The sequence below is a fragment of the Propionimicrobium sp. PCR01-08-3 genome (assembly GCF_030286045.1).
Classification (GTDB): Bacteria; Actinomycetota; Actinomycetes; order Propionibacteriales; family Propionibacteriaceae; genus Brooklawnia.
Genome location: NZ_CP127390.1, coordinates 1,807,593 through 1,824,758 on the forward strand (window position 1 = coordinate 1,807,593; position 17,166 = coordinate 1,824,758).

Here is a 17,166-nt window from a genome sequence, read left to right on the forward strand (position 1 = left end):
CGTAGTGCTTCCGGCACAACTGAGCGAACCGTTGACGACGGTGATTCGAAACGGGCCGACCCGGGCCCTCCATCGGTGGGACCCGTGCTCTGCTCACCGACCACGCGCTGCCCCTGGGCAGTGCCATCGGTGGGTGGCCTGTCGGCAGGCCACGGCTCACGCTGCCAGGTGCTCGCCTTCGTCCGTATCGGCGACGATCTCGCTCACTCGTGCCCGAGCCGACGATGGCTGCGTGCGATTGACCCTCGAGGCTCCGCGCGACAGGCGCGCGGTCTCGGCGTCCAGAGTCGAGGGCACCACCGATCGATCGGCCGACGGCTCCTCCATCACGGACGCAGGCAGCTGATCGGCAGTGCGTTGCCCGGCTCCGGCGTCCTCATCGGGTGTGCGACGCAGCAGAGATTCGATCGCCTGCGGCGGCCGAGCATCACCATTGAGATGACGCATGACCGAGCGGAACCGCGAGAATTGCTGCTGGTCGCTCGCGGCGCGTCCCGATGCCTCACCGGCGACCAGCACGAGCACCGCAAGCGCGCATACGACCACGAGGAATAACGTGACAAAGAAGATCGCCATTGCGGGCCTCCGGTGCAGCTGGGAAGAGAAAGGTGCGTCTCTAGTGTGAGCCAATTCGCGCGCAACGCTGCAACGCCACGCCGCCGAGGCTGAACTACGGTTCTAGCGTTCGGCAAGACGTTGTGAAATCACTGTGGATACCCCGTCACCTCGCATAGTGACGCCGTAGAGCGCGTCGGCGATCTCCATCGTCCGTTTTTGATGGGTGATGATCAAAAGCTGCGAGTTCTCCCGCAGTTCTTCATAGATCGACAGCAGCCGGCTGAGGTTGATGTCGTCGAGAGCCGCCTCGACTTCGTCCAAGATGTAGAACGGGCTGGGCCGGGCGATGAACAGGCTGATCAAGAATCCAACCGCCACCAGGGAACGTTCGCCGCCGGACAGCAGTGACAGTCTGCGCACCTTCTTGCCGGCCGGGCGCGCCTCGACCTCGATGCCCGTGGTCAGCATGTCCGCCGGATCGGTCAACACCAATCGTCCCTCACCGCCGGGAAACAGCCTGCCGAACACATCGGAGAAGGTCGTCGCCACATCTTCGTAGGCGGCAGCGAAGACCTCCTGCACCCGCTTGTCGACCTGATCGATGATGTCGAGGAGGTCTTTGCGGGTCTTCTTCAGATCTTCCAGCTGCTCCGCGAGGAATTGGTGCCGCTCGTTCATCGCCTCGAACTCCTCGAGCGCGAGAGGATTGATCTTCCCCAGCGCCGCCAGGTTGCGCTCGGCCGTCCTGAGCCGTGACTCCTGTTCTTTGCGGACGAACGGGTAGGGCTCGGGTACCTCGTCGGTTTCGGGATCGATCGGCGTGCCGTCGGGGTTGGTGATGACGGGAATGAGCTGATCGGGACCGTATTCATCGACCAGCACGCCCTGCTCCATGCCGAGTTCGGTCATCGTCCGCTCGGCCAATTGCTCGACCCGCATGGTCATCTCGATGCGGGCCATTTGATCCTTGTGCTCGCCCTCGACGAGTTCTTCGAGTTGCCGGGCCTTCGTCCGCGCGTCGGCACGTTGCTGACCCAACTTCGTCTCGGCCATGACGCGGGATTCTTCGGCGGCCTGCCGTTCGGCTTGTGCCGCGGCTTTCGCCTTCTCGACCCGCCCCGACAGCCATTGGGCAGCAGTGAGGACTGCTCTGGCTGCGGTTGCCTCGCGGCGTAGCTGCTCGGCTCTGGCCTGTGCCTTTTGCCTGGCCAGCCGCTCATTTTGGGCTGCCCGGCGCAGAGAGTCGGCGCGTCCGGCGAGCGAGCGGGCTCGCTCTTCTGCGGTGCGCAGCGCCAGCCGGGCGTCCATCTCTTTTTCACGGGCCTGGCGGGACGCGACGGTGAGCCGGTCACGCTGCGTGGCGTCCGGGGCGGCCAGTTCGTCCTCGCTTTGGGCGGCTTCCAGCCGGGATTCGAGCTCGGCGAGCTTTTCACGATTGGACGCCTGATTGTGCCCGGCCTGCTCGATGGCCTGCCGCAGCCGGTCGGCTTCCACCCGGGCGCTCTGGCCCGACTGCCGCCAGGTACTCAACTGCTCGGTGAGCGCGGTCAGCTGTGCGTCCGACTCATTCAGTTGTTCGAAGGCGATGGCGGTCGCATTTGTGGCCTGCTGCAGCCGCTGGTTCGCCGCTGCTATCCGGAAGCGCAACTGCTCTGCGTCGTGTTTCGCAGATTCGAGTTCGGTCCGGGCCTGGTCGATACTGGCTTGCACCTCGATCACCGAGGGCTGCGCCGCGGAGCCGCCGCTGGCGAACCAGGCCGAGACCAGATCACCATCGGCGGTGACCGCGGTGAGCTCTGGGAAGTCCGCTATCAATGCCTGAGCACCGGCGAGGTCGTCCACTAGCGCGACCGTGCCGAGTAGCTGCCGGAGCGCCGATGTCAGCCGAGGATCGGCGGTGATGGCGTCCATGGCCCAGCAAGCGGCGCCGGGCAGCGTCCGGCCCGGTTGGGCATGCGACTGGGTCTGGTCTGCGGGGCCGCTGATCAGCAGCCCCGCACGCCCGAGGTCTTCTGTTTTCAGTCGGTCGAAGGCCTCGTTGACGGTCGGGAACCCCGTCGCGACGAGTGCTTCGGTTGCGGCGCCGAGAGCGACCGAGACCGCATGCTGCCAGCGCGGATCGACGGTGATCATCTCCGGCAGCGAGCCGAGCAGGCCGTCGATCGGTTCGGACGCCAGCAGTGCGCCGGAGGCATCACGGCGTTGCAGACCTACCCGCAACGCATCGATTCGCGCACCCAGCATCGCCTGCCGCTGCTCAGCTTCCTGTTCTGCGGATTTGAGACCCGAGATCTCCTCTTCGACCTCTTGCTGTTCGGCCAGCGCCTGCTCATAGCCCGCGTCGAGATCGAACTCGCCGTCGCTGACTCCCCCGAGCCTGGTCTCCAAGACCTTGTACTGATGCTCGGCTTCGGTCGCACGCTGTTCCGCCTCGGTCACTCGTGCGCTCAGCCGGGATTCTTCCTCGTCCGACGCCTGGAGCCGCGACTGCAAGGAGTTGACCTGCCCGGTGAGCTTCGCCAGGCCTTCGCGGCGGTCGGCTATCGCACGAAGCTGCGCCTGATAGCGCCGGGCCTCGTCGGCTTCGGCTTTCTCTGCCGCGCTGCGATCTGCGGAGGCCTGCTCCAGCCGTTGCCGGGACGTGGTCACCTCGGCTGCAAGTTCTGCTTCTTGTTCGCGGACCTTGGCCTCTTCTTGTTCGAGGGCTTCGGGATCGCGCCCGCTGGGGGTTGCGGGTTGAGCCTCGCCGTGCCGCATCCGTTCGGCGGCGACCTGACCGGTGCTGGTGACCCGCTCGGCCAAACCGGCGAGCGCATACCAGTTCTCCTGCGCGCCGGCCAGCCGGGGCTTCAGCTCGTCGAGCTGTCTCTCCAGGGCGGCTTCGGCTTCGCGGGCGGCAGCGAGTTCGTGTTCGGCCGTCTGTTTGCGGGTCTGCAGCTCGGCTTCGGCGGCACGATCGGAATCGAGTGCGAGCTGGGCCTGGGTGAGATCGTCGGCCAGCAGCCGGGCCTTGGCGTCCCGAAGCTCTGCCTGCACGGTGGCGGCCTTGCGGGCGACGGCCGCCTGGCGTCCGAGCGGCTTGAGTTGTCGGCGGATCTCTGCGATCAGGTCGGTGAGCCGGGCCAGGTTCGCGGCGGTCGATTCGAGTTTGCGGACGGCCTTGTCCTTGCGGCGGCGATGCTTCAGCACTCCTGCCGCCTCTTCGATGAATCCACGCCGGGCTTCGGGAGTCGCCTGCAGGATTTGGTCGAGTTGGCCCTGGCCGACGATGACATGCATCTCGCGGCCCATGCCTGTGTCGCTCAGCAGCTCCTGAACATCGAGCAGCCGGACGCCATGACCGTTGATCGCGTATTCCGACCCGCCGGTGCGAAACAGGGTGCGGCTGATCGTCACTTCTGTGTAGTCAATGGGCAAAACGCCATCGGTGTTGTCGATGGTCAAGGAGACCTCGGCCCTGCCCAGCGGAGCCCGCCCTGAGGTGCCGGCGAAGATGACATCTTCCATCTTCGCGCCACGCAATGATTTGGCGCCCTGCTCACCCATCACCCAGGCCAGGGCGTCCACCACATTCGATTTGCCCGAGCCGTTCGGTCCGACGATGGCAGTGATTCCGGGCTCGAAGTTCAGCGTCGTCGCCGACGCGAACGATTTGAAGCCCTTCAGAGTCAGCTGCTTGAGGTACACCTCACGCGACCCCGGATATTTCGGCGTGTGGGGTGGGATCGGGGTCGGCGTCCTTGTTCTTGATGGCCCGGAAGGTCCAGACCTTGTTGACCAGGTAGTTGATGGGCATGGTCAGCACGATAGTGAACAGCTGCGCCCAATAGGCGCGGGCGCGCAGACCCTGGTGGTCGTTGAACCACGGACTGGGTAGATAGAGCGGTGAGGTGGGGTTGGTCAACAGCACCTTGATGATGGCCCCGGCGGCCGCGGCGACAGCTCCGACGAGGAAGAATGGCCAGAACTCGGCCCACCAGCCACGCATCCGGTCGCGTTTGAAGGTCCAGCTGCGGTTCAGCTGGAAGTTCCAGAGGTTCGCGACGAGGAAGGCGACGATCCAGACCAGGATGGTGAAGCGGAAGGCGAAGCGTCCGGGTAGTTGGAAGATGACGTTGTTGTCGTTGCCGACACCGCCGTTCAGTTGGGTCATGACGTAGGCGATGATCAGATTCACCACGACACCTGATCCGCCGACGATGCCGAATTTGATGAACTGAATCAGCGTCGCCCAGAAACGTCCCCGCCGGGGTTGGGGTTCTCCACTCATGAGTACTTAACCTATCGCTGAAAGCTGTCAGTTCTTTGTGATACGCGGCGCGGACGCCGCTGGCAGCGCGGACAGCGGTAGCTCGACCGGTTCATGAATGGCTCGCGAACGATGGTCGCCCCGCACCTGTCGCATGGCTGGCCGGCCCTGCCGTAGACGTGCAGGCTTCGTCCGAAATAGCCGGAGTTGCCGTTGACGTGCACATACAGTGCGTCGAAGCTGGTGCCTCCGGCGGCCAGTGCCTGCGCCATGACGTCTGTGGACGCGGCGAGCAGTTCGATCGCTCTGCGCTGGGTCAAGGTTTCGGTCGGCTGGTTGAAGTGCAGCCGGGCCTGCCACAGCGATTCGTCGGCATAGATGTTGCCGATGCCGCTCACCAGTGTCTGATCGAGCAGAGCTCTCTTGACCGTCGTCTTACGGGCATGCATCTTCCCGGCAACCGCAGCCGGTTCGAATGCGTCGTCGAAGGGGTCGAGTGCGATGTGCTCGATCTGCTGCGGAAGATTTGCGCCGCCCGGGGAAAGCTGCAAGCCACCGAACATCCGCTGATCGACGAAGCGCAGCTGTGGGCCGCCGTCGGTGAAGTCGAAGAGGACGCGGGTGTTGGGCAGCAGCGGTGCGTCCATATCGTCGATCCGGAACTGCCCACTCATGCCGAGATGGATGAGCAGCGCATCGATGCCGTCGAGCGGTAGCCACAGGTACTTGCCGCGGCGCTTGGGGATGCCCACCCGGCGTCCGGCAAGATCGGAGGCGAAGGCGTCCTGGCCGAGCGGGTGATAACGCACCGGCCTGGGATGCAAGACCTGCACTTGCGAGATGGTGCGGCCGGCGACCGTTTGTGCAAGCCCTGCCCGGACCACCTCGACCTCGGGTAGTTCAGGCATCGCCGCCGGCGGATTTGACCACCTCGGCAGCCTTCGCGGCCTCGGCCGCCAGCACCTTGTAGGCGACCGCGGACGCCTGCTGCTCTGCGTGCTTCTTGTTGTGTCCCTTGCCCGGGCCGAAACGTCGGTCACCCAGCACCGCCCAAGCTTTGAACCGCTTGTCGTGGTCGGGGCCGGATTCTTCGATTTCGTAAACGGTCGGGTCGAGACCGAGCGACGCAGCAATCTCTTGCAGCGAGGTCTTCCAGTCGAGTCCGGCGCCCAAGGTGGCGGCGTGGTCGACCAGCGGATCGAAGATGTGGTGGACGAACGTCTCGGCGTTCTCGCGTCCGCCCGATAAGAAGATCGCGCCGATCAAAGCTTCGGTGGTGTCTGCCAGAATCGAACTCTTGTCGGCGCCGCCGGTGCTGATCTCGCCCTTGCCGAGTTTGATCATGGTGCCGATGTGGAGTTCGCGTGCGACCTCGGCCAGGCTCACGGCGCTCACCACGCTCGCGCGTAGCTTGGCCAGCTGGCCCTCGGCATGATCGGGATAGCTGCGATAGAGGTATTCGGTGACGATGACCCCCAGCACCGAGTCGCCGAGAAACTCGAGGCGCTCATTGTTGGGGATCTGCCCGTGCTCGTAGGCATAGGAACGGTGGGTCAACGCAAGATCGAGGAGGTCGGCGTCCATCTGGACACCAAGCTCCTCGATCAGCGATAAGAATGACAGCGACGTGGCGCTGCCGCCGTTATCGGCAGCCACTCGCGAGATCAGCCCTCAAGCACTTGGCGGCGGTCGCCACGCGGGCCGTACTGGCCGCATGACGGGCACGCAGTGTGGGGCAGGTGGGGCTTGCGGCAGGCCGGGTTGGCGCAGGTCACGGTCTGAACCGCGGCCGCTTTCCACTGGGACCGACGAGACCGCGTGTTGCTGCGGGACAGCCTCCGCTTCGGGACAGCCACGATGTATCTCCTTCAATCGTTGTGCCCCCGCTTGGCGGGAGCTGCCCATACGGGCAAAGTTCTACCGCGCCCGTCAGGACGCACGCCTGTACACACTACCCCGCGGCCCAAGGCATTCGCAAAACGGTTGGCTATCGTCGTCCATACCGATAGCGAGGCGGCTGGTTAGCTCGCACCGAATCGTTCAGGGCGCTCACAGGGGTCTCGCGTCCGCGTAGACACTATAGAGCGCACCGAATGCCGCGAGGGTCATACTTGACGGCAGAACGGTATCGAGGCGAAGAGGTCTGGGGAACGTGGGTCTGACAGATGATGGACGCGGGCGAAGCGTCCGGGCGAGACGGGCTGCGCCGAGCGACGATGATCGCGATTGGAAGCGAACTATGGAAACCGGCTCACCTCACACCAAGGCAAGCGACGATCAGCGGCTGAATGCAGGTTCCACGCCCAACCCCCGGGCACCGAAGCGTCCGCTTTCTGAGCCGATAAGCCACACCACCCGGCATGTGGTGAGCGTCGACGGCAACGACTGGGCATATGATGCAACTCTCGCCACCGTGCAGATCGAGACCACGAAGGTCCGCCCCGCGTCCAGTGTCTTTCATGCCGACTTCATTGCGCTGCCCGACGGCCGGCATCCCGACCCCTCTCGCCCGGTGACGTTCTTCTTCAACGGTGGCCCCGGCTCCGCTTCGACGTTCCTGTTGCTGGGGTCGCTCGGACCCAGACGGATCGTCACCGAGGACCCCGTCGCCGAACCGGGCGTCCCTTCGACGATTGCCCCCTATCAGCTGATCGACAACCCGCAAACCCTGCTCGCCGAATCCGATCTGGTGTTCATCGACGCTCCCGGCACCGGATTCTCCGAGATCGCCGACGAGGCCAAGCCCGAACTGTGGTCGGTCGACGGCGACGTGGCGGCATTCGTCCAATTCATTCAGAAGTGGCTGTCGGCCAACGGCCGCTGGAACTCGCCCAAGTATGTCTTCGGCGAGTCCTACGGCACGGTGCGTGGCTCGATCTTGTCGTATGCACTTTTGGACGCAGGAGTCGCGCTCAACGGCCTGATCTTGCTGTCTGACATCCTCGACTACGGCCACATCATGGGCTCCACAGATCAGGCCTTTGTCGGCTACTTCCCGACCTACGCCGCGATCGCGCACTACCACGGACGAGCAGGCAAAACCGGACGGGATGGTGCCAAGGGCGGCTCAGAGACGGGTCCCGCGAACTCGGGTACCGGCAACCACGCAGGTTCGGGACCGGTCCCTGACATCGACGCTCTCAGAGATCACGTGCAACACGCTCGGGCCTTCGCCGACACCAGCTTGCGGGCCGCGCTCTCCCGTGGCGACCGCTTGGACGACGATTCTGCCAGAAGCGTGGCTGAACGGTTCGGCGAGCTGACCGGACTCAGCCCCGACTACGTGCTGCGCTCCAATCTGCGCGTCCTCGATCGACGGTTCCGCAAAGAACTGCTGCGTGACCGGGACTTGGTGGTCGGACGCTATGACGGCCGGGTATCGGGCTTCGACCTCGATCAGGCGTCGGACGATGAGACTTTTATTCCAGATGATGCCTTCATCTCCCCGGCCTATGCGGCGCTGGTCAACACCTACCTGCGCGAGGAGCTCGGCTGGACCGCGAGCATAGAGCGGCGTCCCTATGCAGACATCGATTTCGGCACCACGGAGCCGGGCAAATCCTGGGTGTGGACGCACAAGTTGCCCGAGCACACCAAGTCGATGTGGGACGATCCACAGATCACCCACCCGCAGGTGATGGCCGACCTCACCGCGGCACTCGTCCGCAACCCGCGGCTCAAAGTACTGGTGGCAAACGGCTACTTCGACCTGGCGACGCCGTTCTTCCAGACCGAATACGACATCGACCACCTGGGTCTACCGAAACCTCTTCGATCGAATATCGCCTTCACCTACTACCCTGCGGGCCACATGGTCTACACCAGCCCCGGATGCCTGAAGAAACTGAACGCCGATCTCCGCCGGTTCTATGCCGCTGATTCGCCCGATTTGTCGTCGCTGGACGAGCGTCCCGCGCTGCCCACCGCTCAGCCCTCGGCTTGAAAACCCTGCAGACTGGCCCAGCGCGGATCGGTCTGCTCACCGTGACTGTGCTCGGGATCATCATTCAGATTGAACCCGCACTCGGGGCACAGCCCCAGACAGTCGGGTCGGCACAGCGGGGTGAACGGCAGCTCGAGAACGATCGCGTCACGCATCGGAGGATCGAGATCGATGTGTTCGTCCACCACGAACAACGCGTCCTCTTCGGCGTCGCGGCCCGGGTAGTAATACAACTCCTGCAGGTCGAAATCGCGTTCCTCGCGGACAGCCGTCAAGCAACGCGAGCACTGCCCGACCAGTTGTGCGCTCACCGTACCGGTGGCCAACACGCCTTCGCTCACCGATTCGAGCCGCAGATCGACCACGATCGGGCTTTCGTCCGGAACACCGATCATCTCCGTACCGAGGTCGGCCGGGGCGGGGATCTCCTGATGGAACTCCTTCATCTCGCCGGGGCGGCGAACCAGGTCGTGGATGCTTACGACCCACGGCGACCTTAGATCCAGGGGCTGGTGCTCGTTCATCTGGCCAGCCTATAGCGGCACGGCAATCAAGAAAGTCGACCTCGGCACCGCGGGGAGCGAACGGCATTCAAGCCACAACAAAACACCTCTGCCCCGCGTAGCAGAACTCGACGCCGACGCGGACAGTAAGGCGAAAACACGCCGGCGATCACGCCGACCGTGCAACCTTGGCCAGGACGGCCCGGTTGACCTCGTCGGTGACGAAGGCACTCACGTCGGCGCCGTTGTGAGCCACCTCGCGCAGCATCGAGCTGGAGATGGTGCCGAATTCACGTCCGGCCGGCAGTAAGACGGTTTCGATACCCGAAAGCTGCCTGTTCAGTTGCGACATCTGCAATTCGTAGTCGAAGTCGGAGCCGAACCGGACTCCCTTGACGATCACCTTTGCATCGTGTTCGTGGCAGAAGTCGACCAGCAGACCCTCGATCGGTGCCACCCGTACATTGTCCAGTTCGGCGACGGCATCGGCCGTCAGCTGCAGCCGCTCATCGAAGTCGAACATGTAGTTCTTGGTGGTGTTGCGTCCGACCGCAACGATGACCTCCGAGAAGACACTCGCGGCACGGCCGATGATGTCGAGATGGCCGCGGGTGATCGGGTCAAACGATCCGGGGCAGACCGCACGTACCTGGGCGATTTCGCAGTTCGTCATGAAACTTCCTCGGTTGATGGGGGCGTTCGGCGCGCGTAGTAAAGCTTCGTCTCACCGTAGCGCCGCGACCAGCGCTCGGAGAAGTCATCAGGCCAATGCGGCTCCGGATCCCTGGCGTCCCGCTCGACGACGACCAGTCCGTCATCGGCAAGCCAACCCCCGCTGATACGGGCCAGCAGAGCGTCCAATTCATCACCGGGGAGCGCATAGGGAGGGTCGGCCCAGATCACATCGAACCGACGCTGGGGTGAGCCCGCGAGATAGCCGCGCACATCGCTGACCTGTACCCGCACCCGATCGGCTACCTTGATGGCCGCCGCATTGCGTTTGATCGTGGTCCCGGCCGGGCGGTAGCTATCCACCAGCACCACCTCATCGGCTCCCCTGCTGGCCGCCTCCAGCCCGATCGCTCCCGAACCCGCATACAGGTCGAGCAGCCTGATACCTGCCAGTTGGTGCGCGGCCGGTGAATCCATGCCTTCGGCCCAAGCGGCCAGCGCGGAGAAGAACGCCTCTCTCACCCGGTCGGTGGTCGGACGGGTACGTTCGCCCGGCGGCACCTTCAACGGATTGCCACGTGCCGATCCGGCAATGATCCTGGTCACCACGCCAGCCTACCGAGACGATCGCGATGAACCGCCGCCCGGCGATCGTGGTGCTCGCCGTTGCCTCGACATCGTCCATCGCCGCAGGTCAACGGTCAATGCAGACCACGTCGCGTCTACCGGTGGATGCCACCGAACCGTCTCGCGCACATCATTACCCCCTCAGCGAACAATTCGGTGACGGGTTCCCTATGACAGCCGGGCGCCGGTGCGGTTGAATAGCGGTATGTCTGACAACAACAACCCCGTGGCCATCATCCCGGAAGATACCTGCTGGGGATACCTCGCTTCGCAGGAGGTCGGTCGGCTCGGCGTGAGCTCGCATGACGTCCCCGAGATTTTCCCGATCAATTACTACGTTGACGGCGAATCGGTCATCTTCCGCTCCGCCGAGGGTAGCAAGCTCGACCAGCTCAGCCTCAACAAGAACGTGGTCTTCGAGGTCGACGGCTGGACCGACGAGGGCGGCTGGAGCGTCATGGTGAAGGGTGTGGCCGAGGCCATCACCGATGAGGACGAACTGGCCCGCGCGCGCAAGGCCCCCCTGCTGCCGTGGATTCCGACCGTCAAGACGACTTTCGTGCGGGTCACCCCGACGATCGGCATCAGTGGGCGCCACTTCGTCTTCGGGCCCGAGCCGAAGCAGGCTTGATCCGCGTTGTGGACCATCAGCGGCTTTGCCGATGAGGTGACCGACGATTTCGCTGCCCAGCTGAGATTTCTGAACCGGCGCGGAATCCGATTCATCGAGTTGCGTAGCGCTTGGGGCATCAAGGTCTGCGATCTGGACGATGCCCAGGTGCGCCGCATCAAGCAGTTGCTGGACGACCACGGCATCGCGGTCAGCGCGCTGGGCACCGATCTCGGCAAGATCAGGCTGGACGACGACTTTGCCGGCCATCTCGACCGGGCCAAGCGCGCCGCCGAGGTGGCTTGGCGTCTTGAGACCTCGGACGTGCGAGGGTTCTCATTCTTGATGGCCGACGGCGAAGACCGAGATGCCTGCCGATCCGAGGTCATCAATCGGTTGGGCGAGATCGTCGCTGTCACCGACGCGGCCGATATCCGTTATCTGCATGAGAACGAGGCGGATGTCTGGGCCGATACGCCGGCCCGCTGCGCCGATCTGGTCGGCTACCTGCCCCGGCTCACCTTCGGTCTGGTTTTCGATGCCGCGAACTATGTGCAGGCGGGCATTCATCCATTTTCGGACGCCTACCCCGTTGTGCGGGACGCGACTCGATATGTTCACGTCAAGGACGCTCACCTGGCCGACGGCTCGATCTGCGTCCCGGGGGAAGGCGACGGGCAGTGGCCCGAATTGTTGGCCGCACTGCGCGACGACGACTTCGATGGTTTCCTGTCCATGGAACCGCATCTGGCCAGTCAGGGAGCTTTCGGCGGATTCAGCGGGGCCGATGAATGGACCCGAGCCCATGAATCCCTGGTTCGGCTGCTGAACGCCAGCGGTGTCGCGTATTCGTAAGCATCAATCAGGTTGAGGTTCGCAGCAACTGCCTGCCAGGACGTCAACGCTCTCGCCGGCGGACACCCCACTATCCTCTGAGCTTTGGCCGTATGTGCCAAGATGAGGACGCGCGGCTGGCAGGTTCCGGCTGCCTCAGGTCTATTCGAAGGAGAATGCGCATGGTGGATCGGGTTCGGATCGGTGTGGTGGGCGTGGGCGCGCAGGGCCGGCTCTACGCAACTCTCGTGTCAGACGGACGCGCACCCTCGCTCGAACTCGCGGCGCTGTGCAGTTCGAACCCCAACAGCAGTTCCCACGAGTCTCACGCGGTCTTTGCCCAACAGATGGGCGTGCCGTTGTTCACCGATTACGGCGAGCTGCTCGACTCTGGCGCAGTGGACGCGGTCGTCATCACCACTCCGCACTACGAGCATCCGCGCATGGCCATCGAGGCGATCGAGCACGGTATCCATGTGCTTCTCGAAAAACCCGCCGGAATCTACGGCAAACAGGTCGTCCGCTTGCTCGATAGTGCCGTAGCACACCCCCAGGTCACCTTCGCAATGATGTTCAACCAGCGCGCCAATCCACTGTTCGCCGATCTGAAATCCATGATCGACTCCGGTGAGTTCGGCGCGCTGCGGCGCACCTCGTGGCAGCTGACCCACTGGTGGCGTCCCGACGCGTACTACACGTCGTCGGCTTGGCGCGCCACCTGGGGCACCGAGGGTGGTGGCGTACTAGTCAATCAGGCACCGCACCAGCTGGATCTGTGGCAATGGCTGTGCGGGACGCCTCTTCGCTGTTTCGCACGAGTCCGGTTCGGATTCCGCCGGGATATCCCGGTCGAGGACGAGGTCAGCGCCTCACTCGAGTTTCCCGGGGGCGCCAACGGTGTCTTCATCACCAGCACCAACGACCTGGTCGGCACCGATCGGTTGGAGCTCAGCTTCGATAAGGCACGGGTGCTGGTCGACAACAGCCTGAAGATGACCATCGACCGGTTCACCGATGACGAGCGCCAGATCGCGCGAACCATTTCGGACGAGGACGCCGCCCTGGTACCGTCCGGCGCATTCGACCGCAGTGTCTTCTTTGCCAGTGAAACCCGCGAATACACCAGCGCGTGGGGTGAGCAGCATTCCTTGCTGCTCGACAACTTCGGCAAGCACATCACCGACGGCACGCCGTTGATCGCTCCCGGAGCCGACGGCCTGACCAGCGTCCGGCTGGCGAATGCCATGCAGCTATCCGGCTGGACCGGGCAGGACATCGAGCTGGCCCGCTTCGACGACGATGCGTACCTCGCCGAGTTGAACAAGCGGATCGAAGAAGAGGGACGCTTCCCCGCGCGTTCGTGAGGTGGGCAGCCCGAAAGTGTCCCTCCGGAAGCCGAGCCGCCGATTTTCTCTGGGCGGGGGGCAGCGAGCGTGCGCAAACAATAGCTTCAAGCCATGCTCACCCTACGAGCGCTCCAGGAAATCGGCATCGGCACGCAACTCGGTGTGGGTCACCATGTCGGCCAACCAGTCGCTGGCCTTGTCGGGGTCGCGTGCGACCAGCATTTCGGCGATCTCGCGGGATTCGGTGAGCAGCTCGGCATCGTCCAGCACGCGGAGCAGCTTCAAGGTGGTTCGCCCGCCTGACTGAGAGGCACCGAACACGTCACCTTCGCGACGTTGCTCCAGATCGACCTCGGCCAGCTCGAAGCCATCGCGAGATGCGGCGACTGCCGCCAGCCTGCGATCGGCATCGGTCGTGCCATCGGAGTACGTGACCAGCAGGCAGACCCCGGGGTATCCCCCGCGGCCTACTCGTCCACGCAGCTGATGCAATTGGCTGATACCGAAATGGTCGGCATCCATGATCACCATCATCGACGCATTCGGCACATCGACTCCGACCTCGATCACCGTCGTCGCCACCAGCACGTCGAGGTCGCCCGACGCAAAAGCCGCCATTGTTGAGTCTTTCTCACCCCCGGCCAGCCGGCCGTGCAGCACTCCGAGCCGCAGCCCTGCCAACGGGCCATCCGCGAGATACTCGTAGAGTGCCTCGACACTGGGGTCAGGTAGTCCGTCGGGGACCGGCTCATCATTGGAGCTGATCCGGGGACACACGACGAACGCCTGGCGTCCGATCGAGACCTCTTCGCGGATCCGTTCCCAGGCCCTGTCCAGCCACCCCGGACGAAGCTTTGCCTGGACGACGGTTGTCTGCACATCTTGCCTGCCCGCGGGAATCTCCCGAAGCGTCGACACCTCCAGATCGCCGAAGACGGTCATGGCGATGGAGCGCGGAATGGGGGTGGCCGTCATAACCAGCAGATGCGGGACCAAGTCAGCCCGGGATTGCAGCACCGCACGCTGTTCGACACCGAACCGGTGCTGCTCGTCCACCACGATGAGACCGAGATCGGCGAACGAGACGGTTTCGGACAACAGGGCATGCGTGCCGACGATGATTCCCGCCCGTCCGTCGGCAATCGCTGCGAGGGCCGCCCTGCGCTGGGCCGCGCTTTGCGAACCGGTTACCAGGACAACCTCAGTGGCATCGTCGGGGGCGCCCAGCACCTGTCCCTCGCCCAGATCGCCGAGTAGCGACCGCAACGATTCAAAATGTTGGGCGGCGAGCACTTCGGTCGGCGCCAGCAACACTGCCTGGCGCCCGGAATCGACCTCGGCGAGCATGGCCCGCAGGGCGACCACGGTCTTGCCCGAACCGACTTCACCCTGCAGCAACCGCTGCATCGGACGCGTCCGCGCCAAGTCGGCAAAGATCTCTTCTCCGACCTCGACCTGGCCATCGGTGAGTGTGAATGGTAGACGCTGATCGAAAGCGGCCAGCAGACCGTCGCTGCGCCGGGTCACGGACGCGGCAGTGTGGTTCGCGGCGTCTCGTCTGCGGTAGGCCATCGTGACCTGCAACGACAACGCCTCATCGAATTTCAGCCGGTCGACGCCGAGTTCTGCGGCTTCGATGCTCTCGGGCCGGTGGATCGACTCGTACGCCTCATAAAACTCCGGCAGCCCCAGCCGCGACCTCAACTCGGCGGGCATCGGATCATCGGTGCCCTTCAGCAGCTCGAGGACCAGATCGGCGCATTCGGCAATCTGCCAGGTGGGCATCTTGCTCGTTGCCGGGTAGATGCCTACCAAGCCGGAGCGGCTGACCCGATTCGCCATCGAGGTCTTGGTCTCATCGGCGCGGCCCACGATGGTCCCGTGCTCATCGAGCATCACGAAATTCGGATGGCTCATCTGTAGCTCGCCGTTGAAGACGCTGATCTTTCCGACGAAAATGCCCTTGACTCCCCTGCTGAGTTGCAGCTGCCAGAACTTCAGGTAGCGGTCCTTGCCGAAGAACGTGGCCCGCAGGTGCCCGGTGCCATCGGTCAACCTCAGCTCCAGCCGCCCTCTGGAGCCTCGCCCACCGTGCGCCGGGTGAGCGACCATATTTGCCACCTGCGCCACCAGGGCGACATCTTCGCCCGGTTCGAGACCACTCAACTCGGTCGTCTCGGTGCCCGACAGATAACGGCGGGGAAGGTGACCCATCAGGTCTTCCACCCTCTCCAGTTTCAGCAGAACCAGCGCCTTCGCGGTCGGCGCTCCGAGTACCTCCGCCAACGGTGTGGCGAGCCGCCGATACGCCTCCGTGCGCCACAGCCCCACCACTCGTCCGCCTGCCTGCGGACGAGCTCGCGATCTTTCGGGAGGGTGCGTTTCAACCACCTTTGCAGACTACCGAGACCGTCCGACATTTTTCACGTGCTCAGGCGTAAGATCATCGGCGATCGGCGCCCTCGCACCTGACCCATTGGCGCTGCTCAGATTGGACGCCGGACAAATGCAGCATGACATGCTCCGTGACTATCGCTACGTTCTGAAATGTGTCGTCATCGGTCTCGCGGCAGGCGTCCAGTCGGGGTTGTTCGGAGTGGGCGGCGGAACCATCATCGTCCCGATGTTGAGCTGGCTTCTCGTATTCGATCAACGCAAGGCCTCGGCGACCTCCCTGGCCGCCATCGTGCCCACCGCGGCCGTCGGCGTGATCTCCTACGCCGCTCACGATTCCGTCGCCTGGATTCCGGCTCTGCTGCTCGCAGTCGGAGCGGTCATCGGCGCCCAGATCGGCACCTGGCTGTCGGCCCATCTGCCCGAACGTACGCTCCGCTGGTTTTTCGTCTGCTTCCTGCTGGTGGTCGTCGCCACCTTGTTCACCACAACGCCCAGCCGCGACTCGGCACTCGTGGTCACCGTCGGCACGGCCATCGGGATGATCGGCGTCGGGCTCGCGATGGGCATACTCTCCGGGCTGTTGGGCGTCGGTGGCGGCGTCATCGTGGTTCCGGCCATGATGCTGTTGTTCGGCGCCAGCGATCTGGTGGCACGCGGTACCTCGTTGCTGACGATGCTTCCGGCAGCCATCTCCGGGACGATCGCCAACGCCCGCCGGCACACCGTCGATCTTTCCGCCGCCGCCTTCGTGGGTCTCGGCGCCTGCGCCAGCACCTCGCTCGGGGTCTGGATCGCCACGCTGATCAGCCCGCTTGCCGGGAACATTCTGTTCGCTGCGCTGATGTTGTTCATCGCCGGGCAAATGGCATGGCGATTGATCCGCAGCAGAAAACCTCGCAGCTGATCGTCCAGACGCTCGCGGCAATTCACGCACGCTCGCCTTCCTGCATAACGCCTACTCAAAGGGAGTTCGCTCGCGTTGCAACAGCAGCAAACTAAGTTAAGGCGAGCGTGGTGCAGCACGGTAGGCATCCGTGGACCATGGCGAGCGTTATCAGTTTAAGGCGAGCGAGAACCTGCCGAGCACAGCACAATGCCCGTCGTCCGACAGGACAACGGGCATCAAGCGGTTAAGACAGCGTCAGCGGGTGACGCGACCAGCCTTTAGGCAGCCGGTGCATACATTCAGGCGCTGCGGGGCACCATTCACGACTGCACGCACCCGCTGGATGTTCGGGTTCCAGCGCCGGTTGGTCTTCTTCTTCGACCAGGGGACGTTGTGCCCGAAGCTTGGGCCCTTACCGCAAACCTCACACACGGCAGCCATGGGAGCACTCCTCGCTTAGGATAACGTTCTGTTTTGTCTAGCAGCGCGTCGTCAAGACGCAACCACCCAATCTTAGCCAATACAAGGTGGCCGTGCCAAA

At 64.0% G+C, this 17,166-nt stretch carries 16 protein-coding genes; 5 read left to right on the forward strand and 11 right to left on the reverse strand.

What is annotated here, in order from left to right; genetic code table 11:
- Positions 1-156 precede the first annotated feature (156 nt).
- The 6 genes from QQ658_RS08305 to rpmF form a co-directional block, all read right to left on the reverse strand.
- The gene (locus QQ658_RS08305; protein WP_286024405.1) at positions 157-576 is read right to left on the reverse strand and encodes a hypothetical protein; all 420 of its coding nucleotides are present in this window, start codon (positions 574-576) and stop codon (positions 157-159) included.
- A 102-nt stretch (positions 577-678) separates the two neighbouring features.
- Positions 679-4,245 carry a chromosome segregation protein SMC gene (gene smc, locus QQ658_RS08310; protein WP_286024406.1) on the reverse strand — a complete coding sequence of 1,189 codons (3,567 nt, stop codon included), beginning with the start codon at positions 4,243-4,245 and terminating at the stop codon, positions 679-681.
- Between the two features lies 1 nt (position 4,246).
- Entirely contained in the window at positions 4,247-4,828 is a 582-nt protein-coding gene (locus QQ658_RS08315; protein ID WP_286024407.1) for a GtrA family protein, read from the reverse strand.
- Positions 4,829-4,839: 11 nt separating this feature from the next.
- Positions 4,840-5,715, reverse strand: a complete 876-nt coding sequence (gene mutM / locus QQ658_RS08320; RefSeq protein WP_286024408.1) for a bifunctional DNA-formamidopyrimidine glycosylase/DNA-(apurinic or apyrimidinic site) lyase — start codon at positions 5,713-5,715, stop codon at positions 4,840-4,842.
- Entirely contained in the window at positions 5,708-6,472 is a 765-nt protein-coding gene (rnc, locus tag QQ658_RS08325) for a ribonuclease III (protein ID WP_502928957.1), read from the reverse strand. Before rnc ends, mutM begins: the two co-directional genes overlap by 8 nt.
- Positions 6,472-6,663 (reverse strand): 50S ribosomal protein L32, encoded by a 192-nt coding sequence (rpmF, locus tag QQ658_RS08330; RefSeq protein ID WP_286024410.1) that lies wholly within the window; start codon positions 6,661-6,663, stop codon positions 6,472-6,474. Before rpmF ends, rnc begins: the two co-directional genes overlap by 1 nt.
- A gap of 383 nt (positions 6,664-7,046) precedes the next feature.
- Here rpmF and QQ658_RS08335 point away from each other — a divergent pair, with 383 nt between their 5' ends.
- Positions 7,047-8,750, forward strand: coding sequence for a S10 family peptidase (locus QQ658_RS08335; protein ID WP_286024411.1), 1,704 nt, complete (start codon positions 7,047-7,049; stop codon positions 8,748-8,750).
- On the opposite strand, the gene QQ658_RS08340 is transcribed toward QQ658_RS08335, so the two are convergent.
- The 3 genes from QQ658_RS08340 to rsmD form a co-directional block, all read right to left on the reverse strand.
- Complete coding sequence (locus QQ658_RS08340) at positions 8,735-9,274, reverse strand: YceD family protein (protein WP_286024412.1); 540 nt, start codon at positions 9,272-9,274, stop codon at positions 8,735-8,737. The two genes, QQ658_RS08335 and QQ658_RS08340, sit on opposite strands and share 16 nt — an antisense overlap.
- 148 nt (positions 9,275-9,422) lie before the next feature.
- A complete protein-coding gene (gene coaD, locus QQ658_RS08345) occupies positions 9,423-9,926 on the reverse strand; it encodes a pantetheine-phosphate adenylyltransferase (protein ID WP_286024413.1) in 504 nt (167 codons plus the stop codon).
- On the reverse strand, positions 9,923-10,531 hold the full coding sequence (gene rsmD / locus QQ658_RS08350) for a 16S rRNA (guanine(966)-N(2))-methyltransferase RsmD (protein ID WP_286024414.1): 609 nt from the start codon (positions 10,529-10,531) through the stop codon (positions 9,923-9,925). The genes coaD and rsmD overlap by 4 nt, the downstream gene beginning before the upstream one ends.
- 226 nt (positions 10,532-10,757) lie before the next feature.
- Here rsmD and QQ658_RS08355 point away from each other — a divergent pair, with 226 nt between their 5' ends.
- The 3 genes from QQ658_RS08355 to QQ658_RS08365 all read left to right on the forward strand — a co-directional run bounded on the left by QQ658_RS08355 (position 10,758) and on the right by QQ658_RS08365 (position 13,360).
- Positions 10,758-11,183 carry a pyridoxamine 5'-phosphate oxidase family protein gene (locus QQ658_RS08355; RefSeq protein ID WP_286024415.1) on the forward strand — a complete coding sequence of 142 codons (426 nt, stop codon included), beginning with the start codon at positions 10,758-10,760 and terminating at the stop codon, positions 11,181-11,183.
- A gap of 6 nt (positions 11,184-11,189) precedes the next feature.
- Positions 11,190-12,017 carry a sugar phosphate isomerase/epimerase family protein gene (locus QQ658_RS08360; RefSeq protein ID WP_286024416.1) on the forward strand — a complete coding sequence of 276 codons (828 nt, stop codon included), beginning with the start codon at positions 11,190-11,192 and terminating at the stop codon, positions 12,015-12,017.
- Between the two features lie 161 nt (positions 12,018-12,178).
- Positions 12,179-13,360, forward strand: coding sequence for a Gfo/Idh/MocA family protein (locus QQ658_RS08365; protein WP_286024417.1), 1,182 nt, complete (start codon positions 12,179-12,181; stop codon positions 13,358-13,360).
- A gap of 102 nt (positions 13,361-13,462) precedes the next feature.
- On the opposite strand, the gene QQ658_RS08370 is transcribed toward QQ658_RS08365, so the two are convergent.
- Positions 13,463-15,673: an ATP-dependent DNA helicase RecG gene (locus tag QQ658_RS08370; RefSeq protein WP_286027067.1), complete on the reverse strand. Its 2,211-nt coding sequence runs from the start codon at positions 15,671-15,673 to the stop codon at positions 13,463-13,465.
- Between the two features lie 187 nt (positions 15,674-15,860).
- Here QQ658_RS08370 and QQ658_RS08375 point away from each other — a divergent pair, with 187 nt between their 5' ends.
- Positions 15,861-16,643 carry a sulfite exporter TauE/SafE family protein gene (locus tag QQ658_RS08375; RefSeq protein ID WP_286024418.1) on the forward strand — a complete coding sequence of 261 codons (783 nt, stop codon included), beginning with the start codon at positions 15,861-15,863 and terminating at the stop codon, positions 16,641-16,643.
- 237 nt (positions 16,644-16,880) lie between these two features.
- Here QQ658_RS08375 and rpmB read toward each other — a convergent pair whose 3' ends face one another.
- Positions 16,881-17,066 (reverse strand): 50S ribosomal protein L28, encoded by a 186-nt coding sequence (gene rpmB / locus QQ658_RS08380; protein WP_286024419.1) that lies wholly within the window; start codon positions 17,064-17,066, stop codon positions 16,881-16,883.
- Positions 17,067-17,166 lie beyond the last annotated feature (100 nt).

Excerpts from the sequence above, each read along its gene's own strand:
- QQ658_RS08305 (WP_286024405.1), bottom strand. The coding sequence starts at position 576 with ATGGCGATCTTCTTTGTCACGTTATTCCTCGTGGTCGTATGCGCGCTT.
- QQ658_RS08315 (WP_286024407.1), bottom strand. The coding sequence starts at position 4,828 with ATGAGTGGAGAACCCCAACCCCGGCGGGGACGTTTCTGGGCGACGCTG.
- mutM (WP_286024408.1), bottom strand. The coding sequence starts at position 5,715 with ATGCCTGAACTACCCGAGGTCGAGGTGGTCCGGGCAGGGCTTGCACAA.
- QQ658_RS08335 (WP_286024411.1), top strand. The coding sequence starts at position 7,047 with ATGGAAACCGGCTCACCTCACACCAAGGCAAGCGACGATCAGCGGCTG.
- QQ658_RS08340 (WP_286024412.1), bottom strand. The coding sequence starts at position 9,274 with ATGAACGAGCACCAGCCCCTGGATCTAAGGTCGCCGTGGGTCGTAAGC.
- coaD (WP_286024413.1), bottom strand. The coding sequence starts at position 9,926 with ATGACGAACTGCGAAATCGCCCAGGTACGTGCGGTCTGCCCCGGATCG.
- QQ658_RS08355 (WP_286024415.1), top strand. The coding sequence starts at position 10,758 with ATGTCTGACAACAACAACCCCGTGGCCATCATCCCGGAAGATACCTGC.
- QQ658_RS08365 (WP_286024417.1), top strand. The coding sequence starts at position 12,179 with ATGGTGGATCGGGTTCGGATCGGTGTGGTGGGCGTGGGCGCGCAGGGC.
- QQ658_RS08375 (WP_286024418.1), top strand. The coding sequence starts at position 15,861 with ATGCTCCGTGACTATCGCTACGTTCTGAAATGTGTCGTCATCGGTCTC.
- rpmB (WP_286024419.1), bottom strand. The coding sequence starts at position 17,066 with ATGGCTGCCGTGTGTGAGGTTTGCGGTAAGGGCCCAAGCTTCGGGCAC.